The sequence below is a fragment of the Agromyces atrinae genome (assembly GCF_013407835.1).
Classification (GTDB): domain Bacteria; phylum Actinomycetota; class Actinomycetes; order Actinomycetales; family Microbacteriaceae; genus Agromyces; species Agromyces atrinae.
On record NZ_JACCBI010000001.1, the window covers coordinates 2,570,114 to 2,596,636 of the forward strand.

The 26,523-nt window shown below is 67.3% G+C and carries 24 protein-coding genes; 20 read left to right on the plus strand and 4 right to left on the minus strand.

Going from position 1 to position 26,523, the window contains the following annotated elements:
* Nucleotides 1-15 precede the first annotated feature (15 nt).
* Nucleotides 16-1,395, minus strand: coding sequence for an adenylosuccinate lyase (gene purB / locus BJ972_RS12005; RefSeq protein WP_129172231.1), 1,380 nt, complete (start codon nt 1,393-1,395; stop codon nt 16-18).
* 74 nt (nt 1,396-1,469) lie between these two features.
* On the opposite strand from purB, the gene BJ972_RS12010 reads away from it, so the two are divergent.
* Nucleotides 1,470-2,366, plus strand: a complete 897-nt coding sequence (locus tag BJ972_RS12010; RefSeq protein WP_129172230.1) for an aminoglycoside phosphotransferase family protein — start codon at nt 1,470-1,472, stop codon at nt 2,364-2,366.
* Here BJ972_RS12010 and BJ972_RS12015 read toward each other — a convergent pair.
* Entirely contained in the window at nt 2,336-2,854 is a 519-nt protein-coding gene (locus tag BJ972_RS12015; RefSeq protein ID WP_129172229.1) for a low molecular weight protein-tyrosine-phosphatase, read from the minus strand. The genes BJ972_RS12010 and BJ972_RS12015 overlap by 31 nt on opposite strands.
* A 115-nt stretch (nt 2,855-2,969) precedes the next feature.
* On the opposite strand from BJ972_RS12015, the gene BJ972_RS12020 reads away from it, so the two are divergent.
* Together BJ972_RS12020 and BJ972_RS12025 are read left to right on the plus strand one after the other, a co-directional pair.
* Nucleotides 2,970-3,314 (plus strand): hypothetical protein, encoded by a 345-nt coding sequence (locus BJ972_RS12020; RefSeq protein ID WP_129172228.1) that lies wholly within the window; start codon nt 2,970-2,972, stop codon nt 3,312-3,314.
* The gene (locus BJ972_RS12025) at nt 3,287-4,717 is read left to right on the plus strand and encodes a hypothetical protein (RefSeq protein ID WP_129172227.1); all 1,431 of its coding nucleotides are present in this window, start codon (nt 3,287-3,289) and stop codon (nt 4,715-4,717) included. Before BJ972_RS12020 ends, BJ972_RS12025 begins: the two co-directional genes overlap by 28 nt.
* Here the strand turns inward: BJ972_RS12025 and BJ972_RS12030 are convergent.
* Nucleotides 4,689-5,075 (minus strand): phage holin family protein, encoded by a 387-nt coding sequence (locus tag BJ972_RS12030; protein ID WP_129172226.1) that lies wholly within the window; start codon nt 5,073-5,075, stop codon nt 4,689-4,691. The two genes, BJ972_RS12025 and BJ972_RS12030, sit on opposite strands and share 29 nt — an antisense overlap.
* A gap of 72 nt (nt 5,076-5,147) precedes the next feature.
* Here BJ972_RS12030 and BJ972_RS12035 point away from each other — a divergent pair, with 72 nt between their 5' ends.
* From BJ972_RS12035 to BJ972_RS12050, 4 genes are all read left to right on the plus strand, one after another.
* Nucleotides 5,148-6,242 carry a histidinol-phosphate transaminase gene (locus BJ972_RS12035; RefSeq protein ID WP_241830677.1) on the plus strand — a complete coding sequence of 365 codons (1,095 nt, stop codon included), beginning with the start codon at nt 5,148-5,150 and terminating at the stop codon, nt 6,240-6,242.
* Nucleotides 6,243-6,309: 67 nt separating this feature from the next.
* Nucleotides 6,310-7,407, plus strand: a complete 1,098-nt coding sequence (locus BJ972_RS12040; protein ID WP_373366839.1) for a thiamine pyrophosphate-dependent dehydrogenase E1 component subunit alpha — start codon at nt 6,310-6,312, stop codon at nt 7,405-7,407.
* Nucleotides 7,404-8,411 (plus strand): alpha-ketoacid dehydrogenase subunit beta, encoded by a 1,008-nt coding sequence (locus BJ972_RS12045; protein ID WP_129172225.1) that lies wholly within the window; start codon nt 7,404-7,406, stop codon nt 8,409-8,411. Before BJ972_RS12040 ends, BJ972_RS12045 begins: the two co-directional genes overlap by 4 nt.
* 11 nt (nt 8,412-8,422) lie before the next feature.
* Nucleotides 8,423-9,817, plus strand: coding sequence for a dihydrolipoamide acetyltransferase family protein (locus BJ972_RS12050; protein WP_129172224.1), 1,395 nt, complete (start codon nt 8,423-8,425; stop codon nt 9,815-9,817).
* 225 nt (nt 9,818-10,042) lie between these two features.
* Here the strand turns inward: BJ972_RS12050 and BJ972_RS12055 are convergent, their stop codons facing one another.
* Nucleotides 10,043-10,537, minus strand: a complete 495-nt coding sequence (locus BJ972_RS12055) for a GNAT family N-acetyltransferase (protein WP_164989848.1) — start codon at nt 10,535-10,537, stop codon at nt 10,043-10,045.
* 123 nt (nt 10,538-10,660) lie between these two features.
* On the opposite strand from BJ972_RS12055, the gene BJ972_RS12060 reads away from it, so the two are divergent.
* From BJ972_RS12060 to BJ972_RS12120, 13 genes are all read left to right on the plus strand, one after another.
* Complete coding sequence (locus BJ972_RS12060; RefSeq protein WP_129172222.1) at nt 10,661-11,764, plus strand: metal ABC transporter substrate-binding protein; 1,104 nt, start codon at nt 10,661-10,663, stop codon at nt 11,762-11,764.
* A 4-nt stretch (nt 11,765-11,768) separates the two neighbouring features.
* Nucleotides 11,769-12,524 (plus strand): metal ABC transporter ATP-binding protein, encoded by a 756-nt coding sequence (locus tag BJ972_RS12065; protein WP_129172221.1) that lies wholly within the window; start codon nt 11,769-11,771, stop codon nt 12,522-12,524.
* 1 nt (nt 12,525) lies between these two features.
* Nucleotides 12,526-13,398, plus strand: a complete 873-nt coding sequence (locus tag BJ972_RS12070) for a metal ABC transporter permease (protein ID WP_129172220.1) — start codon at nt 12,526-12,528, stop codon at nt 13,396-13,398.
* Nucleotides 13,398-14,240 carry a metal ABC transporter permease gene (locus tag BJ972_RS12075; protein ID WP_129172219.1) on the plus strand — a complete coding sequence of 281 codons (843 nt, stop codon included), beginning with the start codon at nt 13,398-13,400 and terminating at the stop codon, nt 14,238-14,240. The genes BJ972_RS12070 and BJ972_RS12075 overlap by 1 nt, the downstream gene beginning before the upstream one ends.
* The gene (locus tag BJ972_RS12080; protein ID WP_129172218.1) at nt 14,237-14,641 is read left to right on the plus strand and encodes a Fur family transcriptional regulator; all 405 of its coding nucleotides are present in this window, start codon (nt 14,237-14,239) and stop codon (nt 14,639-14,641) included. Before BJ972_RS12075 ends, BJ972_RS12080 begins: the two co-directional genes overlap by 4 nt.
* Before the next feature lie 407 nt (nt 14,642-15,048).
* Complete coding sequence (locus tag BJ972_RS12085; RefSeq protein WP_129172217.1) at nt 15,049-18,144, plus strand: immunoglobulin domain-containing protein; 3,096 nt, start codon at nt 15,049-15,051, stop codon at nt 18,142-18,144.
* Nucleotides 18,145-18,384: 240 nt separating this feature from the next.
* Complete coding sequence (locus tag BJ972_RS12090; protein WP_129172216.1) at nt 18,385-19,281, plus strand: DUF4238 domain-containing protein; 897 nt, start codon at nt 18,385-18,387, stop codon at nt 19,279-19,281.
* Between the two features lie 316 nt (nt 19,282-19,597).
* Nucleotides 19,598-20,893 (plus strand): DNA cytosine methyltransferase, encoded by a 1,296-nt coding sequence (locus BJ972_RS12095; protein ID WP_129172215.1) that lies wholly within the window; start codon nt 19,598-19,600, stop codon nt 20,891-20,893.
* Between the two features lie 50 nt (nt 20,894-20,943).
* Complete coding sequence (locus BJ972_RS12100) at nt 20,944-21,714, plus strand: endonuclease (RefSeq protein ID WP_241830675.1); 771 nt, start codon at nt 20,944-20,946, stop codon at nt 21,712-21,714.
* Nucleotides 21,715-21,726: 12 nt separating this feature from the next.
* Nucleotides 21,727-22,536: a hypothetical protein gene (locus BJ972_RS12105; RefSeq protein WP_129172213.1), complete on the plus strand. Its 810-nt coding sequence runs from the start codon at nt 21,727-21,729 to the stop codon at nt 22,534-22,536.
* A gap of 4 nt (nt 22,537-22,540) precedes the next feature.
* Nucleotides 22,541-23,395 carry a DNA-processing protein DprA gene (locus BJ972_RS12110; RefSeq protein WP_129172212.1) on the plus strand — a complete coding sequence of 285 codons (855 nt, stop codon included), beginning with the start codon at nt 22,541-22,543 and terminating at the stop codon, nt 23,393-23,395.
* 864 nt (nt 23,396-24,259) lie between these two features.
* A complete protein-coding gene (locus tag BJ972_RS12115; RefSeq protein WP_241830674.1) occupies nt 24,260-25,573 on the plus strand; it encodes a quaternary amine ABC transporter ATP-binding protein in 1,314 nt (437 codons plus the stop codon).
* Nucleotides 25,570-26,490 (plus strand): ABC transporter permease, encoded by a 921-nt coding sequence (locus BJ972_RS12120; RefSeq protein WP_129172210.1) that lies wholly within the window; start codon nt 25,570-25,572, stop codon nt 26,488-26,490. Before BJ972_RS12115 ends, BJ972_RS12120 begins: the two co-directional genes overlap by 4 nt.
* Nucleotides 26,491-26,523: the final 33 nt, after the last annotated feature.

Below are 26,523 nucleotides of genomic sequence, written 5' to 3' on the forward strand. Positions count from 1 at the left end.
CGCCCGAGAGGCTCGCTAGAGCCGGTCGAGCAGCTCGTCGGCGAGGCCGATGTAGCTGCCGGGCGTGAGGGCGAGCAGTCGGGCCTTCGCCTCGTCGCCGATCTCGAGCGTCTCGACGAATGCCGCGAGGCCCTCGCCGTTGACGCGCTTGCCGCGCGTGAGCTCCTTGAGGAGCGCGTACGGGTCGCTGATCGTCGAGCGGCCGGCGACGACCTCGGCACGGATGACGGTCTGGATCGCCTCGCCGAGAACCTCCCAGTTGCCGTCGAGGTCGGCCGCGAGCACCTCGGGCGCGAGGTCGATCTCGCCGAGGCCGCGCAGGATGTTGTCGAGCGCGAGGAGCGAGTGGCCGAAGCCGACGCCGATGTTGCGCTGCGCGCTCGAGTCGGTGAGGTCGCGCTGCAGGCGGCTCGTGACGAGCGTCGCGGCGAGCGAGTCGAGCACGGCGCTCGAGAGCTCGAGGTTCGCCTCGGCGTTCTCGAAGCGGATCGGGTTGATCTTGTGCGGCATCGTCGACGAACCGGTCGCGCCCGCCTGGGGGATCTGACGGAAGTAGCCGAGCGAGATGTAGGTCCAGATGTCGGTCGCGAGGTTGTGGAGCACGCGGTTGGCGTGCGAGACCTTGCCGTAGAGCTCGGCCTGCCAGTCGTGCGATTCGATCTGCGTCGTGAGTGGGTTCCACGTCAGCCCGAGCGACTCGACGAACTCCTGCGAGATCGTCGTCCACGAGGCATCCGGGTCGGCGACGACGTGCGACGCGAACGTGCCCGTCGCACCCGAGAACTTGCCGAGGTAGTCGTTGGCGTCGATCTGCTTTGCGATGCGCGTGAGGCGGTACGCGAAGACGGCGAGCTCCTTGCCCATCGTCGTCGGCGTCGCGGGCTGGCCGTGGGTGCGCGAGAGCATCGGCACGGCGCGGTACTCGCGGGCGAGGCGCGTGAGGCGGTCGATGACCTCGTCGAACTTGGGGCGCCAGACACCCCGCACGGCGTCGCGCACGGTGAGGGCGTACGAGAGGTTGTTGATGTCTTCGCTCGTGCACGCGAAGTGCGTGAGCTCGGCGACGCGGTCGAGCCCGAGCTCGGAGAGCCGGGCGCGCACGAAGTACTCGACGGCCTTGACGTCGTGGCGGGTGACGGCCTCGAGCTCACCGAGTTCGGCGATCGACTGCTCGTCGAAGTCGGTGACGATGGCGCGGAGACCCGCCTTGTCGGCGTCGGAGAGTGCCGACGAACCGGCGAAGCCGCGGTCGGTGAGGGCGATGAGCCACTCGACCTCGACGTGGATGCGCGCGCGGTTGAGGCCCGCCTCGGAGAGGTGCTCACCGAGCCCGGTGACGGCGGCCTGGTAGCGGCCATCGAGAGGGCTGAGCGGCTGAGGGGCGAGGGGGCTCATCGGAATCCTTCGGTGCAGATGACGCGGACCCTCCTAGTATCCCAGTAGCCTGCGCGGTCGACGGAAGGATGACGATGGACGCCCCACACGCCGAGTTCGACGCCGATGAGGCGCTCGTCCGGCGTCTCGTCTCCGAGCAGCATCCCGACCTCGCGGGGCCCGTGCGGCTCGTTGCGAACGGATGGGACAACGCCGTCTTCCGCCTCGGCGACGACCTCGCGGTGAGGATGCCGCGTCGTGCCATCGCCGTCGCTCTGATCGAGAACGAGCAGCGGTGGTTGCCGGGCCTCGCCGCCGCGGTCTCGGTGCCGATCCCCGTCGCGGTGCGGGTGGGAGCAGCGAGCGAGGCGTTCCCCCTGCCGTGGTCGATCGTGCCGTGGTTCGCGGGTACGTCGGTCGCCGAACTGCCCGTCGCCGAGCGTGGTGCGCTCGCCGCGGAGCTCGCGGCGTTCGTCGTCGAACTCGGCAAGCCAGCACCGGCCGAGGCGCCGTACAACCCGGTGCGCGCCGTGCCGCTCGCCGAGCGCGACGCCGTGGTCTCCGAGCGGCTGACCGGTCTCGAGCACGGAGCCGACCTCGCGGTGCTGTGGCGCGACGCCGTCGCGGCGCCCGCGTGGGCCGGCCCACCGCTCTGGGTGCACGGCGACCTGCACCCCGCCAACCTCGTCACGGCGGGCGGCAGGCTCACGGCCGTCGTCGACTTCGGCGACCTGTCGGCGGGCGACCCCGCGACCGACCTCGCCGCGGCATGGATGGTCTTCGACGCCGACGGGCGCCGCGAGTTCCGCCGGGCGATCGGCGATCACGCCGACGAGGCCGCCTGGCGCCGCGCACGCGGATGGGCGGTGTCGATGGCGTCATCCATCATCGCGACGACGTCGGGAGACGGGCCGATCGCCCGCATCGGGGCGCACGCACTCGCACAGTTGCTGCCCGAGGCTCAGGACGCCCGGAGCGCGGGCGCGAGCTGACGGAAGAGCGCGTTGCCCGAGCGCTCGATGAGCTCGAGCACGTGATCGAACATCGACTCGTCGGAGTAGTACGGGTCGGGCACGTCGCCGAGCGGCGCGAGTTCGGAATCGAAGCTCAGCATCATCTGCACCTTGCCGCGTGACGTCTCGTCGGGCGCCCAACTGCGCACGATGCGCTCCTGGCTGCGGTCGAAGACGACGACGAGATCGAGCGTGCCGAACTCCGAGGCGTCGAACTGCCGCGCGCGGTGGTGCCTGCCGTCGTACCCACGGCGCGTGAGGGCCGCGATCGTGCGCCGATCGGCCTGTTCGCCGACGTGCCAGTCGCCCGTCGCCGCTGACTCGACGCTCATGCGTTCAGAGAGGCCCGAGCGCTCGGCGAGCGTCCGCAGCACGACCTCCGCCATGGGCGACCGGCAGATGTTGCCGGTGCACACGAACGAGATCCGGAAGGGCTGCACGTCGTCTCGGGCGGACTCGGCGCTCATGCCTCTCATTGTGGACGCCGTGACTCCTCCTGCACAGCCCCCTGTCGCAATCCGTGCGACCCCGGTTCGCGGGCCAGGGCGCGCGACGGCCCGCGCGGAGGCCGAGGCTGTCGTGATGGCGATCATGATGACGGATGACGGCGGCGGGCTCGCCGCGCAACTCGACCTGCTGCCGCGGCGGCAAGCGGCTCTCGATGAACGGGTGATCCCCGCGATCGCGCGGCTGCTCGATGACGTGCGCACTCAGGGCACGGCACTGATACCCGGGGTGCACGGCTCGTGGTGGCACTCGCCGTCGCGCGTCGAGTATGCGGGCGGCCTCGTCGAGCTGCGCGCCCGGGTGCTCGAACTCGAAGAGAGACTGTCGGCCGCGCATCGCGACGCGATCACCGAGCGGGCGGCGATCGAGCGGGAGATCGAGGCGATCGCCGCGTGGTCGGCCGCCCGGGTGTCGTCGTGACGCGGGTGACGACGATCTCGACCGACGAGATCTTCGAGAACGTCGCCCTGCTCGGCCTCTTCGAGGCGCGACTGCTCGACTGGGCGGCGGCCGCGAGAGAGGCCGATCTCGACGCCGGCTGCGTTCCCGGCATCCACTCGCCGTCGCTCACCGACTTTCCCGGCCCCGGCATCGCGCTCGCCGAGGCGGCCGACTGGGCGAGCGGCACTGCTGCGCTCGCGCGGGAGCTGTGCGAGGCGCTCGCCCGCGCCGCGGCGGCCTACGACGACAGTGAAGCCGCGATCGCGCGCTTCTGGTCGCTCGGGGCGGCGTTCGCGGGCTGGGCCGCTGGTGCGGCGACGCCGGTGCTCGCGTTCGGTGCGCTGCTGCAGCTCGGTCCGCCCGCAGTCGTCGCGAGTCTCGCCCTCGCCGCGAGCGGGGGCGACCCGACGGCTCTCGCTGAGCAACTGATGCGCGACATCGAGCGTGATCCGGGGTTGCTGCGCGACCCGCGTTTCGTCGACGTCCTCCGGCACCTCGTCGACTCGGTCGACGATGCTGCTGCGGGTCTCGTCGGCCTGCCGGCCGCGTTCGCCGGAGCGGTGTCGAGCGTGGGCGTGCGCGACTCGGCCGCGGGACTCGTCGCTCTCGCGGGCATCGCCGGTCTCGTCGGCAACGCGGCGCTGCGCGAGACGCCCGTGCGCATCGAGACGGCTCGCCCGCCGTCGGTCGCTCGTCCGCCGCGCGGGGTGGAGGAGATGCTCGAGCGCATCCCTCGTGAGCGATCGGTCATCCGTGTCGAGAGGTACGGCCTTCCGGGCGAGGGCGCCGGCTACATCGTGTACGTGCCGGGCACGAGTGATGCGGGGCTCACGCCTGCGGGCGACCCGTTCGACATGACGGCGAACGTCACGGCCCTGGGCGGAGGCGACGGCGCGAGCGAGGCGGCGCTGCGTGAGGCGCTCGCCGCGGCGGGTGCGCGGCCGGGCGATGCCGTCATCGCCGTCGGTCACTCGCAGGGCGGTCTCGTCGCGACGTCGCTCGGCGAGGGCTCCGACTACCGCGTGCCGCTCGCCGTCAACGCGGGCGGGCCGTCGCCCGCGGCACCGATGGGCGGCGGAGTCGTCGTCTCGCTCGAGCACACCGACGATCCGATACCGGCGCTCGGCGGGGTGGTGCCCGACGATCCCTCGGTGTTCGTTCGGGCGCCGCGGGCGTTGGCCGAGGGCGACGGTGCGCCGGGCGTGCTCGCGGCGCACTCGCTCGATCGCTACGGCGAGACGGCGCGCACGCTCGACGCCGAGAACGGAGCGGCCGCCCGCGTCGTGCGCACGGCTATTGCCGAGGTCACGGGCGGGCGGCCGGGTGAGGCTACCGAGTGGGAGGCTTCGCGGGTCAGCGGTCCTTCTTCGTCCCGAGGATGAGGTTGAGGAGCCAGCTGATGATGCCGAGCACGATCGCGCCGAGCACGCCCCACCAGAAGCCCTCGATCTCGAGACCGAAGCCCAGCAGGCTGCTGAACCACGCGACGAGAAGCAGCAGAAGGCCGTTGATGATGAACGAGATGAGACCGAGGGTCAGGATGTACAGCGGGAAGGCGACGACGCGCACGACGGTGCCGATGATGCTGTTGACGAGGCCGAAGATGAAGGCCACGAGCAGGTACGTGAGGATCGTGCCGATCTCGGTATCGGCGTACGGCCGCACGGAGACGCCCGCGACGATCAACGTGGTGAGCCACAGGGCGAAGGCGTTGACGATGAGACTGAGCAGGAATCGCATGACCCCACTATTCCAGGCTCGCGCGCCGCGAGACAGAGCGGATCGGCGGGTCGAGGAGAGTAGCGTGTTCGCGTGACCACCGACGACACCGTGCGCGCCCCGATCCGCCTCCGTCCGGAGATCGCCGCCCTCCCGCCGTACCGGCAGGGCAGGCCTGCTCCCGCCGACGGGTTCAAGCTGTCGAGCAACGAGAACCCGTTCGAGCCGCTCGCCGGAGTCGCCGCGGCCGTCGCCGCCGCGAGTGACTTCAACCGCTACCCCGATGCGACCGCAGCCGACCTGCGCGAGGTGCTCGCCGAGCGTCACGGCGTCTCGGCCGACGAGGTGCACGTCGGTGCCGGCTCCGTCTCGATCCTCGCCCAGCTCGTGCTCGCCACCTCGGGCCCGGGCGACGAGGTCGTGTACGCCTGGCGCTCGTTCGAGGCCTACCCCGGACTCGTCACGGTCTCGGGCGCGACGAGCGTGCGCGTGCCGAACCGCGACGACCACTCGCACGACCTCGACGCCATGGCCGACGCCGTCACCGACCGCACGCGCCTCATCATCGTCTGCTCGCCCAACAACCCGACCGGCACGATCGTCACCGCCGACGACTTCGAGACCTTCCTCTCGCGCGTTCCCTCCGATGTGCTCGTCGTGCTCGACGAGGCCTACGGCGAGTTCGTGACCGATGCCGATGCGGTGCGCGGCCTGCCCCTCCGTCATCCGAATGTCGTCGTCCTCCGCACCTTCTCGAAGGCGTACGGGCTCGCGGGCCTCCGCATCGGTTACGCCGTCGGCCCGCTCGCCGTGCTCGACGCGGCCCGCGCGACGGCGATCCCGCTCTCGGTGACGGCGCCCGCCGTCGCGGGAGCGCTCGCCTCGCTCGAGGCCGAGCCCGAACTGCTCGCTCGCGTCACCGACATCGCCGCTCGCCGCGACGCCCTGTTCGAGGCGCTCGTCGCGCAGGGCTGGGCGGTGCCGCGCCCGCAGGGCAACTTCGTCTGGCTGCCGACCGGCGAGGCCACGGCCGCCGTCGCTGAGCGTCTGTTCGATGCGGGAATCGTGGCGCGCGCGTTCCCGCCCGAAGGCATCCGTATCTCGATCGGTGAAGCGGAGTCTGTCGATGAACTCCTCCGAATTCTGGGGGACATTGTTCAGAACCCACAAGAACCGGCCTCGAAGTAGCGGGTAGCGTAGAACGGTGGCTGAGCCGAGAACTGACGAGCAGAATGGCGACTGGTCCGTTCCGACGATCCAGTTGCTGACGCCCGAGGGTGTCATCGAACCGAGTGAGCACGCCGATCGGTACCTCCCGCTCGTCGAGGCGCTCGACGACGAGATGTTGGGGCGTTTCTACCGCGACATGGCCGTGGCGAGGCGCATCGACCGCGATGCCTCGAACCTGCAGCGCCAGGGTCAGCTCGCGCTCTGGGTGCCGAGTCACGGGCAGGAGGGCGCGCAGGTCGGTTCGGCGTACGCGGCCCGCCCGCAGGACCACATCTTCCCCTCGTACCGCGAGCACGTCGTCGGCATGATCCGCGGGCTCGACCTCGTGCGCATCCTCGCGCTGCTGCGCGGCGTGACGCTCGGCGGCTGGAACCCCGAGGAGAACGGCAACTTCCACCTTTACACGCTCGTGCTCGCCTCGCAGACGCTGCACGCCACGGGCTACGCGATGGGCCTGCAGTTCGACGGCGCGACCGCGACGGGCGACCCCGAGAAGGATGCCGCCGTCATGGTCTACTACGGCGACGGCTCGACCTCGCAGGGCGACGCGAGCGAGGCGCTCGTGTTCGCGTCGAGCTACCAGACGCCCGAGGTCTTCTTCATCCAGAACAACCAGTGGGCCATCTCGGTGCCGGTCGAGCGTCAGTCGCGCTCGCCGCTGTCGCGTCGCGGCGGCGGCTTCGGAATGCCGGGGCACCGCATCGACGGCAACGACGTGCTCGCGTCCTACGCGGTCACCCGCGAGGGCCTCGAGAACGCCCGCGCCGGCGGCGGCCCGACCCTCATCGAAGCGCTGACGTACCGCATCGGCGCGCACACGACGGCCGACGACCCCACGAAGTACCGCACGCAGGACGAGGTCGACTACTGGATCGCGCGCGATCCGATCACGCGCTACCGCGCTTACCTCGAGTCGCGCGGCGTCTCGGCCGAGTGGTTCGACGGCGTCGACGCCGAGGCCGCCGACATCTCGTCTGATGTGCGCAAGCGCGCCCTCGCCCTCGAGGCCCCCGACCGTTCGGTCATGTTCGAGCACGTCTACAGCGAGCCGCACCCGCTCATGACGGAGCAGTTCGCCTGGCTCGACAACTACGAGAACTCGTTCGAAGACGGAGTGGCATGACGACCGACACCGAGACCGTCGGCAAGGGCGTTCAGACCCTCCCGCTCGGCAAGGCGATCACCGCGGGCCTCCGCCGTGCGATGCAGGACGACCCCAAGGTCCTGCTCATGGGTGAGGACATCGGCCCGCTCGGCGGCGTCTTCCGCGTGACCGAGGGCCTGCACGCCGAGTTCGGCGACAAGCGCGTGCTCGACACGCCGCTCGCCGAGTCGGGCATCGTCGGCACGGCCATCGGCCTCGCGATGCGCGGCTACCGGCCCGTCATCGAGATCCAGTTCGACGGCTTCATCTTCCCCGCATTCGACCAGATCACGACGCAGCTCTCGCGCCAGACGCTGCGTCACGCCGGTTCGTTGTCGATGCCCGTCGTCATCCGTGTGCCCTACGGCGGCCACATCGGATCGATCGAGCACCACCAGGAGAGCCCCGAGGCGTACTTCGCGCACACCCCGGGCATCCGCGTCGTGAGCCCGTCGAATCCGCACGACGCCTACTGGATGATCCAGGAAGCAATCCGGTCGAACGACCCGGTCATGTTCTTCGAGCCGAAGAGCCGCTACTGGCCGAAGGGCCCGGTCGACCTCGATCGCACCGACCTCCCGCTGCACGCGAGCCGCATCATCCGTCGCGGAACCGACGTCACCGTCGTGGGTCACGGCGCGATGATCTCGACACTGCTGCAGGCGGCCGACGTCGCCTCGAACGAGGGCACGAGCATCGAGATCGTCGACCTGCGTTCGCTCTCCCCCATCGACTACGGCCCCCTCATCGAGTCGGTCGAGAAGACGGGTCGCCTCGTCGTCGCACAAGAGGCCCAGGGCTTCGCGAGCCTCGGCAGCGAGATCGCCGCGACGGTCGCCGAGCGCGCGTTCTATTCGCTCGAAGCCCCCGTGCTCCGGGTGTCGTCCTTCGACACCCCCTTCCCGCCTGCGGCGCTCGAGACGGAGTTCCTGCCGAGCCCCGACCGGGTGCTCGAAGCCGTCGACCGCGCCCTGGCGTACTAGTTCGGAGTGTCATGAGCGAGTTGAGATTTCCCCTCCCCGACGTCGGCGAAGGCCTGACCGAGGCCGAGATCGTGCAGTGGCGCGTCGCCCCCGGCGACCGCGTCGAACTCGACCAGGTGTTCGTCGAGATCGAGACGGCCAAGTCCCTCGTCGAGCTTCCGAGCCCCGTCGAAGGCGTCGTATCGTCCCTCCTCGTGGAGGAGGGTTCGACGGTCGACGTCGGCACCGCGATCCTCGTCATCACGACGGATGACGGTGGGGCGGCGTCATCCGCTCCCGCACCGACCGCCGCCGAGACGGATGCCGCCGACCTCGTCGCCGACACCGCCGGGAGCGTCTCGTCGGAAGGGCCCCGGCCTGTCGCTGAGGCCGAGTCGGGCGGGGCCGTGCTCGTCGGTCATGGCAGCACCGGCCCCGCGAAGAGCCGTCGCACGCGTCATCCCGCACCCGGTGGGGCGCACGAGACACTCGCCCCCAAGCAGCCGCGCGCTGCGGCGACCGAGGTCGTCGTGACCCCGCACGCCACGGGTGAGCGCGACCCGCGACTGCCCGTGCTCGCGAAGCCTCCCATCCGCAAGCTCGCGAAGGACCTCGGCGTCTCGCTCGCGAACGTCACGCCCACCGGCCCGCTCGGTGAGGTGACGCGCGACGACATCGTGCGTGAGGCGAGCCAGACGAGTGTGTTCCGCAACATCCAGACGCCCGAGTACCCCGAGGAGCGCGAGTACCGCGTTCCCGTGAAGGGCGTGCGCAAGGCGATCGCGCAGGCCATGGTGCAGAGCGCCTACTCGGCGCCGCACGTGAGCCTCTTCGTCGACGTCGATGCGACCCGCACGATGGAGTTCGTGAAGCGCCTCAAGGCGTCGACCGACTTCGCGGGTGTCAAGGTGTCGCCGCTCCTCATCATGGCGAAGGCGATGGTGTGGGCCGTGCGCCGCAACCCGACGGTCAACGCGCAGTGGACCGACGACGAGATCATCGTGAAGCACTACGTGAACCTCGGCGTCGCCGCGGCCACCCCGCGCGGCCTCCTCGTGCCGAACGTCAAGGAGGCGCAGGAGATGAGCCTCGTCGAGCTCGCGACCGCGCTCGAGAAGCTCACGATCACCGCGCGCGACGGCAAGACGCAGCCGTCCGACATGCAGGGCGGAACGATCACCGTGACGAACATCGGTGTCTTCGGCATGGACACCGGCACGCCCATCCTCAACCCGGGCGAGGTCGGCATCGTCGCCCTCGGCACGATCAAGCAGAAGCCGTGGGTCGTCGACGGTGAGGTGCGCCCGCGCTTCGTCACGACGATCGGCGCCTCGTTCGATCACCGCGTGGTCGACGGAGACGTCGCCTCGCGCTTCGTCGCAGACATCGCGTCGATCCTCGAAGAGCCGGCGCTGCTGCTCGAGTAGGGCTCGGCCGCACCTTCCTCGTGAGCACTGACTCGAAGGTATGTAGGGGATCGGGCGGAATGTCGGAGATTTCGGGCCGTTTCGACCTACGGAGCGGCGAAAAGCCTACAAACGAGCTGCCGCGGGCGCTCGGGCGTGCGGAGGCGCGGTCGCCCGGGCGCGGTCGCCCGGGGTCGGGCGCGCGCGGATGACGCGGGAGGCCGCTGGCCGCCGGGCGCCGCGACCTCAGGCGGCGGGGAGCTCCGTCTCGAAGAGCACGGTGTCGCCCGTGCGGGCGATCTCGATGAGGCCCGCGCGCAGCAGCACGCGCTGGGCGGGGACGTTGTCGATGTCGGCCTCGGCGCGCGCGAAGAAGGCGCCGCCGCTCTCGGCGATCGAGAGGGCCGCGCGCACGGCCTCGGTCGCGAAGCCGTTGCCGCGTACAGTCGGCACGAGGGCGAACGCGAACTCGACGATGCCGTCGATGTCGGGCGGGCCGAAGAAGACGACGCCGCCGATCGCGGGGCCGTCGGCGCCGCGGCGGATGAGGTACGGACCGAACGGCGCAGGGTCGCCCTGCTCGTCGACGACGCGCAGGAACTCACGCACGAGTTCATTCTCGTCGGCGAAGAGGTAGCCGCCCTCCCACCGGTCGTCGGCGCGGTGCTCGCCCGCAAGCACGCGGCGCGCCTGCTCGGTCGTGAAGGGGCGGAGCGTCAGCTCCTCGGTCGTCTGAGTCACGGGCCTCACTCTCTCATGCACGGATGACACGGGCGAGACGTGCTCGTTACGACTGTCATCCACCGCCATAGATCGACATGTGATGGTTTTGACAATCATTATCAATAGACGTAGCGTGGGCGTATGAAGACCCGAATGTTCGTCGTGCCCGCAGCCCTCGCTGTGTCGGCTCTCGTCCTCGCCGGTTGCGCCGGCACCGACGCCGCTGCGACCGGAGACGGCACGCCGTCGATCGTCGTCACGACGACCCAGCTCGGCGACTTCACGCGTGAGCTCGTCGGCGACGACGCCGAGGTCACCCAGCTCATCCAGCCGAACCAGAGCGCGCACAGCTTCGATCCGTCGGCCGCGCAGCTTCTCGCGATCGGCAACGCCGACGTGCTCGTCATCAACGGCGCCGGCCTCGAAGAGTGGATCGACGACGCTGTCTCGTCGTCGGGCTTCGACGGCACGCTCATCGACGCGAGCGAGGGCATCGACCTCGAGGGCGAGCACACGCACGACGACCACGCCGAGGGCGACGACCACGCTCACGAGGGCGAGGAGCACGCCGACGAGCACGCGACCGAGGGGTCGGATCAGGGCGGCGAGGCCGACGACACGACGACCGAGGTGAAGGATGCCGCGGACGACCACGATCACGAGCACGCCTCGGGTGACCCGCACATCTGGACCGACCCGCACCACGCCGAGCAGATGGTCGAGAACGTCGCGCACGGCCTCGAAGAGGCACTGCCCGACCTCGCCGACACGGTGAAGGCCAACGAGACCGCGTACCTCGCGAAGCTCGAGTCCCTCGACACGTGGATCCACGACAACATCGAGACGGTTCCCGCCGCCGAGCGCCTGCTCGTGTCGAACCACGACGCCTTCACCTACTTCGTCGACGCCTACGACATCACGTTCGTCGGCAGCGTCATCCCGAGCTTCGACGACAACGCCGAGCCGAGTGCCGCCGACATCGACGCGCTCGTCGCGGCGATCCGCGAGACGGGTGCGAAGGCGATCTTCTCCGAGGCGTCGCTCTCGCCGAAGGCCGCCGAGACGATCGCGAGCGAAGCCGGCATCACCGTCTACTCGGGCGACGACGCTCTCTACGCCGACTCGCTCGGCCCCGAGGGCAGCGACGGCGCGACGTACCTGAGCGCGACCGAGCACAACGTGCGCCTGCTGCTCGAATCGTGGGGAGTCACGCCGACGGAGCTGCCCGCCGACCTGCGAGAATAACCGGATGAGCGAAGTCGACGTGCGACCCGTGCTCTCGGCGCGCGGCGCGACTTTCGCCTACGACGGGCGCATCGCGCTGAGCGACGTCGACATCGATGTGGCACCCGGCGAGGCGCTCGCGCTCATCGGGCCGAACGGCTCGGGCAAGTCGACGTTCCTCCGCGGCATCCTCGGGCTTCTCCCCCTCGCGAGCGGGTCGCTCGACGTCGATCGCTCGGCGGTCGGATACCTGCCGCAGAGCGACACGATCGACCCTGAGTTCCCCATCAGCCTCGAGCAGATTGTCATGCTCGGCCGTTACCCGGCGCTGCCGTGGTGGCGCTGGCCGAGCCGCGCCGACCGCGATGCCGTGCGCTCGGCGCTCGAGACGGTCGGTCTCGCCCACCGCGCCAAGGAACGCTTCGGTTCGCTCTCGGGTGGTCAGCGGCAACGCGGCATCCTCGCCCGCGCGCTCGCCGCCGGGCCGTCGCTGCTTCTTCTCGATGAGCCGTTCAACGGGCTCGACCAGGCCAACCGCGAGTCGCTCGTCTCGACTCTGCAGGAGCTGCGTCGACGCGGCGTCGCGATCATCGTCTCGACCCACGACCTCGACCTCGCGCGCGAGGTGTGCGACAGCGTGCTGCTGCTGAACGGTCGCCCCGTCGCGGCCGGTCCGCTCGACGACGTGCTCACGCTCCAGAACGTGCAGGAGTGCTTCGCCGAGGTCGGCGTCGAGATCGACGAGCACACCCTCGTCGTGCCCGGCCACGAAGGACACTGACGTGTTCGACGCGCTCTTCGGCGCCTTCGCCCTGCCGTTCATGGCGAACGCGCTCCTCGCCCTGCTCGCCCTCGCGGTGACGGCCGGAGTCGTCGGAGTCTTCGTCAACCTGCGCGGCCTCGAGTTCATCAGCGACGGCCTGACGCACGCGGTCTTCCCCGGCCTCGCGATCGGTTTCGTCGTGGGCGGCCGCGACGGCCTGCTCATCGGTGCTACGATCGCGGCCCTCATCGCCTCGATCGTGCTGACCTTGCTCGAGCGCAGCGGCGTCGCCTCCGACGCGTCGATCGCGATCGTGCTCACGGGCGCGTTCTCGATCGGTGTCATCGTCGTCTCGCGTGAGCGCGACTATGCGGGCGAGCTCGAGGCGTTGCTGTTCGGGCGCATCCTCACGCTCGGCGACGCGCTGCCCCTCGTCATCGTCTGCGCCGTCGCGCTGCTCATCGTCGCGATCACGGGTCGCGCGCAGCTCTCGCGCGCCGTCGACCCGGTCGGCTTCCGCGCGGCGGGCGGCCGGATGCTCGTCGTCGACCTCGCCCTCAATGCGGCGATCGCCCTCGTCGTCGTCGCTGCGTCGACCGCCGTCGGAACGCTGCTCGTGCTCGCCCTCCTCATCGTGCCCGGGGCCGTCGCGCGCCTCGTGACCGGTCGCCTCGGCGCGCTCATGCCCGTCGCGGTCGCCTTCGCTGCCATCGGCTCGTGGCTCGGCCTCGCCGCGGGCTTCGGCGTCTCGGTCTCGGGCGGCCTCGACGTGCCCGCGAGCGCGATGGTCGTCATCGTCTTCGTCGTCATTTACGCGGTCGTGCTGCTCGTGCGGGTCGTCGGCGATCGCCTCACCGCGGCTCGAACACCGTCTCGGGCGGCGGCGCGCTGATGGACTACTTCGCCCGCGCCCTTCTCGCCGCCGTCATCATCGGAGGCATGGCCGGCCTCGTCGGCGCCCTCGTCGTGCTGCGGCGCCGCGTGTTCTTCGCCCAGGCCCTCACTCACGCGACCTTCCCGGGCGCCGTCGCCGCTGCCGCGCTCGGCATCAGCGTGCCGCTCGGTGCCGCCGTGGCATCCGTTCTCATCGTCGGCGTCATGCTGCTCATCGGCCGCGTGCGCCGGCAGGGCGAGCAGGTCGCCGCCGGCATCGTACTCACCGCGGGATTCGCGCTGGGGATGACGCTGCAGGCCGTCATCCCGGGGCTGCCGGTTCGTGTCGATTCGTTCCTCGTCGGCTCGATCCTCACCACGAGTGACGGCGACATCGCGCTCGCCGGTGCGGTGTTCGTCGTCACGATCGTGGCTCTCGTGTTCTTCGGCAAGCAGGTGCTGTTCTCGACGGTCGACCCCGACGGGTACCGGGCGACGGGGCATCGCACGTGGCCCGTCGAAGGGCTCGTGCTCGCGCTCATGGCGGCGGCCGTCGTGGCGGCGCTTCCCGCGGTCGGGGCGATCCTCGCGATCGCGCTCATCGCGGCTCCCGCGTCGGCCGCGCGGCTCGTCGCCCGTGGCCCGCTCGCGATCGTCATCGCATCGCCGCTCATCGGTGCCGCGTCGGGCGTCATCGGCGTCATCCTCTCGCGCACCTTCTCGATCGCCGCGGGGCCGTCGATTGCGCTCACGGCGTGTGCATTCTTCGTGCTCGCCCTGCTCCTCAGCCGTCTGCGCGCGGTACCGTGGAGGATGGCGGCCGTGCCCACGGAGACGGCCGAGGAAGCACGGACGACATGACTCTCAAGCGCAACACCTGGCAGCGCGAAGCGGTGCGCGAAGCACTCGACGGCACGGGCGGATTCATCAGCGCCCAGTCGTTGCACCAGACGCTGCACCAGAACGGCTCGCCCATCGGACTCGCGACCGTGTACCGCGCGCTCTCCGACCTCGCATCGCAGGGCGAAGCCGACTCGCTGCAGTCGCCCGAGGGCGAAGCGCTCTACCGTGCATGCTCGACCGAGGGTCACCACCACCACCTGATCTGCCGCAACTGCGGACTCACCGTCGAGATCGAGGCGCACGAGGTCGAATCGTGGGCGAAGCGCGTCGCCGCCGAGCACGGCTTCACCGAGGCCGCTCACGTCGTCGACGTCTTCGGCCTGTGCGCCGACTGCTCGGCCCGCGCTGCCGCTCACTGACGCCTCCCGCCGTCTCGGCGTCACGAATGTGCTGTTCGTGGGGCGTGAGCAGCACATTCGTGACGCCGAAACGGACGGCGGATGACTGCGCGCCGGGTTGCTGTCGGCGAGAGGTCAATTCGCGGGGGTGTGGGCGCTTTACGAGTTGCCGAGAGGTCGATTCGTGGGGGTGCGGGCGCCGCGCGACCCCGTGCGATTGACCCTTCGGCAAGAAGGCGGGTGCGCGCCGGGGCGACGTGCGGGAGTGCCTCGCGGAGGTAGCCAACAATGAATCGCTTCAGCGCCACACTTAATTAGGTTAGGCTTACTTAAGTTCGCGGAGCGACTAGCGCCGGTCGACTCTGCCGTTTTCCTACCCTCCACTCAGAAGAAGAGTTCATTTCGTCATGCCCATTTCTGCACGTCGGGTGACGTCACTGGTCTGGGGAGGAGTGCTCATCGGAGCGCTCGTCTCGGGAACCGCGACGGCGTCATTCGCAGCCCCTGCCGCCGATCCGCCTGCGGCCTTCATTGAGTCATCCCCCGTCGAGGCGTCGGAGCGCAGCGCTTCGGCCACCTTCATCCAGGTTCCGGTCGGTTCGTCGAACCCCCTCGCCTACGCCGACCGCACCCTCCAGGTCGTGAACGACCCCGATGCCGGCGCCACCGCACTCGAGCTGCTCGATCGCTTCGGCGGCCAGCGCGTCGACGCGTTCGACCTGTCGGGCACGTTCACGTCGGTCGAGTCGGCGTCGCTCTTCCACGACTACGACGCGGGCAACCTGCTGCGCGTGATCGTCGTCGGCGAGTCGGCCGGAGCGCGTGCCGTCGCCGTGGTGACCTCGACGACCGGCAACTCCCTCGCCGGCGCGACGATCACTCCCGTGGGCGGACCGGTCGTCGACGCGGCATCCCTTCGCCTCATCGGTGCCGCGTCGAGCGGTCTGCTCGCCGTTCACGAAAACAGTGCGGGTGAGTACATCGCGCAGCGCCTCACCTACGGGTTCGAGCCCGTCGGCTCGCGCCCGCCCGTCACGCTGCCGTTCGAGGGATCGCCCGAGCTCTTCTACGACTCGAGCTACGCCGATATGTACGCCGCGAAGGACGGCGCGATCGAGCAGGTGTCGCTCTTCTCGCCGACCGAGCTCAACCGCATCGAGCTTCCCGGGCTCGGCCTCGTCACGACCATCGAGCCGTCGCAGGGTCAGGCGATCGCAGCGGATGACGCGGGCAACGTCGCGGTCATCGACACATTCGGTCGCTCGGTGACGTCGACGTTCGCGCTTCCGGGCGCAGCTTCGAGCATCGAACTCAACCCGGGCCTCTCGGAGGTGCTCGCGGTCTCGGCTTCGGGCGACACGATCTGGCGCTACGGCACCGACGGCACGCCCCGAGCGACGATCGACCTGCCGGGCCTCGACGTGCAGGCGGGCTCGCTCAGCGCGACGACCGGTTACAACATGACCCACGTGCTGACCGCCGCGGCCGATGGCGCGAGCTACCGGTACCGCGTGAACTACCTCTCGCGGTACGAGGTGATGTTCGTCGGCGACCTCGCCGCCTCTGAGCGGGGCGCGGGTGTCGATCTCTCGTTCAGTTCCAAGGGTTCGGGGCCGGATGTCTCGTACGCGTGGGAGTACAGCCTCGACGGTGGAGCGTCATGGGCCGAGCGCTCGCAGGGCTGGGACCAGGCGGTTCCCGACGCGGGTTCGTTCACCGCGCCGCGGCCCGAGCTGCCCGCTCCTCTCGACGGTCGCGCTCCGTACCTGCGGCAGGATGTCGCGTCCGACGGCATCATCGCGCCGTTCAACCTCTCGGCGACGGCGTACAACGTGACCCTCCCCGAGGCGAGCTACGACGGGCTGTGGCGCGTGCGCGTGACGAGCTCGCTCGGAAGCGCTGCATCGGAGCCGAAGGCCGTGTCGATCTCGAACGGCGAGGCCGATACGAGTGTGCGCTTCACGCGTCATCCGTCGGCGACGACCGTCAACTTCGGTCAGTCCGCGCACTTCACGGTCGAGGCCGTCGGTGAGCCCGCGCCGACCGTCACCTGGCAGATCTCGCGCGCCGGGGGCGAGTGGGAGCCCGTCGGTGCCGAAGGCTCGACCCTCGAGCTGACCGCCGGCCTCGCGGAGGACGGCGCCCTCGTGCGCGCCGTCGCCGCGAACGGTGCGGACACGGCGGAGTCGCAGCCCGCGCGCCTGACCGTCGTCAGCGCCGACGTGCCGGCGATCGGCGCCGCGCCCGCGGGTGCGGTCGTCGTGACGGATGCCGCGTTCACACTCGACCTCAACACCTACTCACACGAGTGGGCGCGCGCCACCTTCGGCGACAACGTGAGCCTCGGTGACCCGAACGGCTTCACGTTCTCGGCGGGAACCGGCTGGACCTCGGCCGAGACCGGCGAGACGCAGATCGTGTGGGATGGCAACGCCGTCTACAAGCCGTACGGAGGCATGAACGGTCTGAACGTGACGTTCAGCCACCCGTACCTCGCGATCGGCGCCGACGGACGCGCGGCCCTCACGGCCGATGTGTTCTGGAACAACGGCGGCGGCATGGGAGGCAGCGGCGAGGTCGGGAACAGCGGCGGATTCGAGCGCGTCGTCATCGCGACGTTCGTCGACGCGACCGCTGCGATCGACGGCGAGACGCTCACGTTCGCGGGAACGCCCGAGTGGGATGACCGCCCGTACGTCGCTCCCGAGCTGAGCGATGCGCGCGAGTACGAGAGCAGCTTCCCGCCCTCGTTCCTCGACTACATGCACCCCGAGCTGCGCCCGTGGTTCCTCGCGACGGGCAACCGCAACAGCGAGAAGCCGATGAACCCGATCGCGGGCACCGCTCGCGTGACGGCCGATGCGGCTAGTGGCGAAGGCGCGGTCATCTCGGCGATCGACCCGCTCGGCGATGGCGTGTACCAGTTCGCGGATGCGGCGCCTGTCGTGACGACGCAGCCTGCTTCCGTCTCGGCTGTCGCGGGCGACACGGTCGTGCTGACCGCGGCGGCGTCGGGATACCCCGCGCCGCGAGTCGTCTGGCAGCGCTTGAACGGCGACGAGTGGGTGGATGTCGCGGGTGCGGTTACTCCGTCGCTCGAGATCACCGAACTGGTGGAGGGTGAGTACTCGCTGCGCGCGGAGTTCACGAACCGGCGCGGGGTCGTGGTGACTGAGGTAGCTGTGGTGACGGTTTCGGCGGCGGAGGTGCCGGTTGATCCTGTTGATCCTGTGGATCCTGTGGACCCTGTGGACCCTGTGGACCCTGTGGACCCTGTGGACCCTGTGGATCCTGTGGACCCTGTGGAGCCCGTGAACCCGGTTGATCCGGTTGACCCTGTCGACCCCGTCGGCCCGGTCGCGCCGGTTGCTCCGAGCGGCGAGCCGACCTCGACGGTCACGGGCGAACAGCTCGCGAGCACGGGTGTTCAGGCGTCTCCGCTTTGGATCGGCGCGCTCGCGCTACTCCTCGGAGGGGGGCTGTTCCTGGTGGTTCGGGGCCGCGCGCGGCGGCAAGCTGAATAGTCCGACTGTCTAGATGCAGTGCTCCGTTATGTCGGACATAGCGGAGCACTGCTTCTCTCTCGCCGCTGGCACGCGATCATTGTCGACCAGAGGGCTCCATCAAATGGCGCCTGCGCAACGCGCCGTTCTGACTACTCTCGACGTGAACGCGTGATGAAGTTTCGCAGGCGCTCATCGATGCACTCCGCCCCTCGCCTGCGTGCGGATCGAGCGATGCTGAATCCAATCGATACTTGATACATGCCGGCACCTAAGAGACATCATTTCGTTCCTCAGATGCTGCTACGAAACTTCGCGGCTGCCGACGGAAATCTTCTCGTGTTCGGAATTGATAGAGATGTTGTCTATAGGTCGAGGACGCTCAGCATCGGACAAGTCAAGGGAGGCCACAATCGCGTCTTACCCGACGGAACTGTAGATCGAGAGTTTCTAGAGAGATGGATGTCAAGCCTCGAAGGTGCGGCGGCTGCCGAGATTGCTGCTTTAGCGGCGTCGAAAGAGCTTACGATCAACGTCGAGGACTATCCGTCGCTTCCCTGGCTGGCAAGCCTTCAACACAATAGAAGCCGCGCACTGATGGGCTATCTGAAGTCCAGATTGGAAGCCGAATCGACAGTTGGGTCCGACCTTGAGATTCAGACCGCGATTCTTGACGTCACTGCACGTGGCGTCCTGGGCGCGTGGGAGTCATCGAAAGACGAGTATGCGAGCCCGCAAGATCGTTGGGACCCGATGGTGGCCGTGCTGTCAAACATGAGATGGGACGTCCTTCGGTACAGGAAGCCTCGCCTGGTGGTGTCGGACGGTTTCGCGGCACAGTACGGTATTGCTCCTCAGTATTCCGATGCCTACAGTCGGACTTTGAAGAACTGGTCGAAGCATGGGGTTGGTGTTCCGCAGTACCAAGCCGAATCATTTACAATCCCGCTCACGCCGAATCTTGCGCTCCACCTTCACCACGGCTCCGAACGAAAGTACCTTGCGGCTCAGAGTGTGAACCAGCGCACCGTCTACGCAGCACGTTCATTCGTCGCGATGCCTAGCGACTGGGCCCTTCCAAATGACGCTCTGGGTGATTTGGACACGTGGATGGACACCCAGCGTCTCGTGCGATCAGTGATCGCAAAGAACGCTTAGCCTCCGAATACCCTGCGTTTTCACGGCTACGCCCGTCGCATCATGCTGATGTTGGGGGATGCGCGCGAGTAGGCGGGCAACTCTTCGCTGACGCCTCGACTTCATGTACCTGGGCTCCAGGCCGCATCGTGTTGGCGCTCCGCCTATCGCCCATGCAAAGCCCGCGCGGTTGAAGTGGTGCATCGAAAATTGTCACTGGCGGGTAGGCAAATAGGGCTGCTCGAGCCAGGATTAGCGGTCGCAAGTGCCCAGATATGACACGCGCGAGTCACACCGGCTTGGGCGAACATCGATCGACACAGATAGTCTCGGACCTATGTCGATCGATGTTCGCCGCCCGCTTGCCGTTGACCTCTTTGCTGGTGCTGGAGGTCTTTCCCTAGGCTTAGAACAGGCCGGATACGAGATCGCCGCAGCCGTAGAGTATGACCCCATCCACGCTGCCGTTCACGAGTTCAACTTTCCATATGGCAAGACTTTTGCGGACGACGTATCAAAAATCACTGGTGCAAAGATCCGCGAGGACTCTGATATCGGAGATCGAGAGATTCATCTCGTCGCTGGCGGACCGCCCTGCCAGGGAATCTCGATGATCGGACGTCGCGCCATCGACGACCCAAGAAACACTCTCCTGAAGGAATTTATCCGGGTTGTGCTGGAGTTGCAGCCGCGCTATTTCCTAATGGAGAACGTTGCGGGGCTGATGGTCGGTGGCCATCGCCAGCTGATCGACGAAGTCGTCGAAATCGTGGAGGCCAGTGGAAAGTATCGTGTTCGAACGCCGATCAAAGTACTCCAGGCGGCAGAGTACGGCGCTCCCCAGTCGAGGCGACGCGTATTCCTGTTAGGGGCGCGTAACGACGTCGCACTCCCTGAGTATCCCGAAGCGACGCATACGCCTCGCACTATTCGGGGGGCCGTTCCTACAGCCGCCAAGCTGCCGCTTGGGCCGAGCGTGTCCGATGCACTCGGTGATCTTCCAGACGCCGATCTTTTCGACGAGCTTCTGCACGACGACAACATCAATTCTGTCGAGTACGGCGAAGCGAGCGAGTACGCGGCGCGGCTTCGTGGTTCGAAGCTAGACCCGACCGATTATTCGCACCCCCGCCCGCAACTGCCCAACGAGTTGACGTCATCGACAAGGACTGTGCACACGAAGAAGTCGATTGACAGGTTCAAGGACGCCGCGCCAGGAACAACCGAGAGCGTCAGCCGGTTCCTCCGGTTGCATCCAGATGGCCTGTGCAACACACTTCGCGCGGGTACCGCGTCGGATCGGGGAGCATTCACCGCCCCTCGTCCCATTCACCCCGTACACCCCCGCGTCATCACGGTCCGCGAGGCGGCTCGACTGCATGGCTATCCAGATTGGTACAGGTTCCATGTAACTAAGTGGAATGGATTTCGTGAGATCGGCAACTCTGTCCCCGCTCGCTTGGGCCGCGCAGTCGGCGCAGCCATTCTTGCGGCCGACGAAGTGACGCCAATCAAGGGGAAGCCTGTGAAGCTCGGCGCAACGGAGCTTCTATATATGACCGCCGGACAGGCTCACGATTACTTTGGCCTCACCGAACGTGTGATTCCGCAACGCGATCGAAAGGTGGGTTGAGCGTGGCCGGGACAAAGAGGACTAGCGTCTACGAGCAGATCCTCTGTCGTGTGTTTGAGATCCACCACAATGACGGTGACGAGCGCGTCGAGTGGATTCGTGAGGCTCTGAACGAGGCTGCCGACGAGCTGGGAGTCAGTCGAGTAAAGAATCTTGGCGACCTCGTTTACTCGTATCGATTTCGTAGAGATATGCCGGCTGCAATCAACGCGACCGCCCCCGCCGGTAAGGAGTGGATTATTCGCGGAGCGGGTATCGCGAAGTACAGATTTGACTTGATCCCAGCGCAGATTCCCATCGTGCCGAATCGGTCACTGGCGGTTACCAAGATTCCTGACGCTACACCGGAGATCATTGCGTCGTCGGCGCTCGGCGACGAACAGGCGCTCCTCGCAAAGGTTCGCTACAACCGCCTCATCGATGTGTTTCTGGGAGTGGCGTCTTACTCCCTTCAAAACCATCTGCGCACGACGGCGATAGAAATCGGACAAGTCGAGGTAGATGAGATCTACGTTGCAGTTGATCGCCATGGTCGCCAGTTCATTCTTCCGGTACAGGCGAAGGGCGGATCGGACAGACTTGGCATCACTCAGACTGAGCAGGATATGGCGGCGTGCGCTGAAAAGTGGCCCGACATGATTTGCAGGAACATCTCTGTCCAGTTTGCGGGCCAGGGGCTAATAGCGCTGTTCGAGCTAACTGTTCAAGATGACAGGGTTGTCATTCGACGCGAGGCTCACTACAAGCTCGTGCCGTCGCGCGAGATTACACCCGAGGATCTTGACAGCTACGGCTTGGCTGCAGGCCCGGAAGACGCGTAAGGGGGCCCGCGCATGGGCATCTTGCTTCTTTTTCCGCCCTTCGCGGCTGATGGTCGCGGGAACAAACTAACGAAGTACGAAATCTGCGACGATGACGACTCGGGCTCCGAACTGAAGCTGTGCGGTCCGGATGAAGTGGCCGCTCAGATCATTGCTGTCGCCGGCGATACATGTGTCGACAGACAACTTGACGATAAGGGGAGGTTGAAATGGACACACGCACTCCACTTTCCTGAGGGCGTGCCTCAAGAGATCGAGGACCTTTGCGAGATCCTGACGAATTGGCTCTCGATCCCTAACCGAGCCGACCTCGATTTGTCGCTGAGCCTTGATTGGTACAAACAGCCCGATGATGAAGGCGAACTTGTTCATACTCCGACGGGCGAGCTTATCTATCGGACGAAGTATGCAAAGGAGCCGACGTGGAGCAGCTCCCGGCAGGCACGACGTGAGCTTCTCAACGCCATGGTCCGCGCGGTCGACACTCACCCAATGTTGGCAGCTGCTGACGTGATCTCGACTCCTCCCGGAAGCAATGGCGATGGAACCAGCTTTGGCGAAATCCTTGGTCGCGAGATTGCGGAGCGGGCTGGTCGACCCTTCGTTCCAATGAGCGGACCCCCCAGGGCGCAGCAGAAGGAAGAAGTGGCTAGGGAAGTGCGTAATGACTTTTCCCTAACAGAGGTGGTCCGTGGTCCCCTGCTCCTGATCGACGACGTGTTTCACACTGGCGTCACCATGGAGTCGGCCGCACGTGCGGCGCGCCGGGCCGGAGCTAGCCATGTCTTCGCTCTCACAGCCGCAAGGACGTTGAGAAGGTGATCGATTGATTGATCAGCTCGAGCTCGCCCTGTCGGCTTTTGAGACCCTGCGGACGCCAGGGCGAATCGCAGCTGCGCTTCGCCACGGTGGTTTAGATGCGCTTCGCCGCGAGTACGAAGGATTGCCTGTCGAGATTCGTGGCGACGTGGACCATAAGGCGAATGAGATGCGGCGGGTTGGTATCGGTGTCGTCATGTTTACGATGCCCGACTTCCCGAGCAGTATGTTGGCAGATCAGCGCCCAGTTGCACCGATAGTTTTCTTCCGAGGAAATAAGGATCTGTTCTACCGGGATGGCATCGGCATGTGTGGATCGCGGCATGCAAGTGCAAGAGGGTTGGAAGCGGCTTCTCGCTGCGGTTCCCTAGCGACTCAGAAAGGCTTGACCGTTGTCTCGGGCTATGCCGCAGGGGTCGATACCGCGACTCACCTAGCAGCACTGCGCGATGGAGGAAGCACCGTGATTGTGCTCGCGGAAGGGATAGACCACTTTCGCATCAAACGCGACTTTGCGGATGTGTTCGATTGGAAACGGATTCTACTCTTGTCCCAGTTTGCGCCATCGCAGCCTTGGCGAGCCCATGCTGCGATGGCGAGGAACGGAATCATTTTTAGCCTGCCGAAGGCGCTCTTAGTCGTCGAAGCCGGGGAGACGGGGGGGACGCTTGCGGCTGGAGAAGGTGCTCTGCGGCTCGGTCGTACTGTATTGACGGTCGGCTTCGGCGAAGAAACTCCTGCTGGAAATCGCATCCTCATCGAGAAGGGCGCTAGGGCAGTTAGCTCGCCCCGACAGCTGCGAGACTCATTCGACGAGGTGCGCTCCGCGGATTCTGTTGTCGATGTTCCGACTCTGTTCTAAGTAACCTCGGGTAACTCTGCTCGTCCGTACGTCCATGGACGGCCTGAAGCGCTGCACCTACCGCAGCAGTTACGAAGCAAGAGCCACCGTCGGAGTACGGCTTGCGCTCGAAGCTCGAAGGGGAACGTTCCCAATACCCGAATGAGGTCCCTCTCCCGACTTGTGAGTCAGCTATCTGCGTAGAGTTCCCGCGAAAACGACATGACAGAAGTCGCGAACAGAAGCTTCACCGAGATCGGTTGGTCCGGAAGTAAGCTGCTTGGCGATGAATGGCCAAGAGCGCTGCATTCCAAACCTCAACTATCTACTCGCAGGCTGGTGCCGCTGATGTCATTCGTGACTGATCCCAGTGAGGCCTATCGAACTTGCCCAGAGTGTGGCGCTGATTGTCCGCCCGAGGTGTTCAGTCTCGGAGGTAGCCTTCGAGTTTCGTTTACTTGTTCGGTTCATGGTGTGCACGTGATCATGGACCCGTTCAGAGAGTAGCTGTGCACCGCCGCCGGACTTACGCCTAGAGGCCGGTAACAACCAAGTAACAATGCCCCACCCCGCCATCACAGGCATCCCCCGGGCGTGTCCCCCTAAATACCGACACGAAACATCCCAAAACGACACCTGTCGATTTGTGGCCCAACGGCGACCTCGATACCGTGTTAGACGGCCTTCGGGCCACCACGCCTAGTCCGCGGCCCCCGTATCGAACCATTCGACAGCACGGGGGGCGTACGGTTCGGAAGTGCTGCGTGTGGCCCCATGGCCCCGCCCTGGCGAATACGCCGACTGCGACTTCCAACCCGGCCGTCAGTACGAGTGCGCCCGCACCGCTCCCCCGGTTCGAGTTGCCCGCGCACTCCGGAGCACAACGTGACTGAAATACCCGCACTCGACGTGCAGGAACTCTACAAAGTCTTCGGACGACGCCCCAGTGAGGGCGTAGCGGCACTCAAAAAGGGCACCACGCGCGACAAGATCTCGGGAACGGCCGCCGTCATCGACGCGTCCTTCACGGTCAATCCCGGTGAGATCTTCGTCGTCATGGGCCTCTCGGGTTCGGGCAAGTCGACCCTGATCCGCACTCTCAACGGGTTGCTCGAGCCCACCGAGGGAACGATCAAGGTCTTCGGCGAGCCCATCACGGGCCTCGACGGCAAGAAGCTGCGCGACGTGCGCCGCCGCCGCATCTCGATGGTCTTCCAGCACTTCGCGCTCTTCCCGCACCGCACGGTGCTCGAGAACGCGGCCTACGGCCTCGAGGTGCAGGGCGTCGGAGCGACCGAACGCCACGAGCGCGCCCGCAAGGTGCTCGGCCGCGTCGGCCTCGACGGCTGGGCCGACTCGCTGCCCTCCGAGCTGTCGGGCGGCATGCAGCAGCGTGTGGGTCTCGCCCGTGCGCTCGCCGCAGACACCGACATCCTGCTCATGGACGAGGCCTTCTCGGCGCTCGACCCGCTCATCCGCCGCGAGATGCAGGAGCAGCTCGTTGAACTGCAGCGCGAGCTCGGCAAGACGATCGTGTTCATCACGCACGACCTCAACGAAGCCATGTTCCTCGGCGACCGCATCGCGGTCATGCGCGACGGCCGCATCGCCCAGCTCGGCACGGCCGAAGAGATCCTCACCGACCCGGCCGACGACTACATCGCCCAGTTCGTGCAGGACGTCGACCGCGCCCGCGTGCTCACCGCCGCGAACGTCATGGACGCCCCGCGCGCCCTCGTCGGCCGCTCGGCCGGCCCGCGCGTCGCCCTCCGCACCATGCGCGACCTGCACACGTCGATGGTCTACGTCGTCGGCGACGGGCGTCGGCTCGAAGGCGTCGTGCACGACCGCGACGTCCTCCGCCTCGTGCGCCGCGGCGACCGCACGCTCGACGCGGCCCTCCGCACCGACGCGCCCCGCGTGCACCCCGACGTCGTCATCGCCGACCTCCTCGAGAGCTCGGTCGAGACCGACCTCCCCCTGGCCGTGGTGGATGACGCGGGCCGACTGCTCGGCGCGATCCCCCGTGTCACACTGCTCGCCGCCCTCGGCAACGTGCCGAACACGACCGGTGAGCTGCCCGTCGTCGAGCCGCCCGCGACGATCTCGATGGAGATCATCACGCAGACGCTGCACGACTCGATGGAGCCCACCAGCGCGCCCGAATCGGATGCCGCGAGCGAGAGGAGCCTCGCATGACCGACTTCCGTCTGCCCCTCGGTGCCTGGGTCAAGGACTTCGTCGACCTGCTCACCGACACCCTCTCGGGCTTCTTCGCCGTCATCCGTTCGATCTTCGCGGGCATGTACGACGCGGTCGACTGGATCCTCGCGACGCCGCCCTTCTGGGCCGTCATCATCGTCATCGCGATCCTCGCCTTCCTCGCGAAGGGATGGAAGCTCGCGGTCGGAGCGATCCTGAGCCTCCTCGTGATCGTCGCGGTCGACCAGTGGGCCAACGCGATGGACACCCTGGCGCTCGTGCTCGTCGCGAGCTTCCTCGCGGTGCTCATCTCGGTTCCCGTCGGCATCCTCGCCGCTCGCTCCGACCTCGCGTCGAAGATCATCCGCCCGATCCTCGACTTCATGCAGACGATGCCCGCCTTCGTCTACCTGATCCCTGCCCTCATCCTCTTCCGCGTGGGCGTCGTGCCCGGCATCGTCGCGACCATCGTGTTCGCGATGGCTCCCGGCGTGCGCCTCACCGAACTCGGCATCCGCGGAGTGGACAAAGAGGTCGTCGAGGCCGGTCAGGCCTTCGGCTCGTCGCCGTGGCGCATCCTGCGTCAGATCCAGCTGCCGCTCGCCCTGCCGAGCATCATGGCCGGTATCAACCAGGTCATCATGCTCTCGCTCTCGATGGTCGTCATCGCGGGCATGGTCGGCGCCGGCGGACTCGGCGGCCAGGTCGTCGCGAGCCTCAACCGCATCGACATCGGGCTCGGATTCGAGGCCGGCCTCTCGGTCGTCATCCTCGCGATCCTGCTCGACCGCCTCACGGCCTCGCTCGGCCAGCGTTCGCAGCGCCGAAAGCCCGCGAAGAAGGCGGCCGACCCCGCTGCCGAGGCCGACGAGGTGATCGCGGCCGGACCGCGCCGCGCCCCCGCCGCCGTCTAGGCAGGCAGAACCCCACGACGTCGGGCGGGGAAC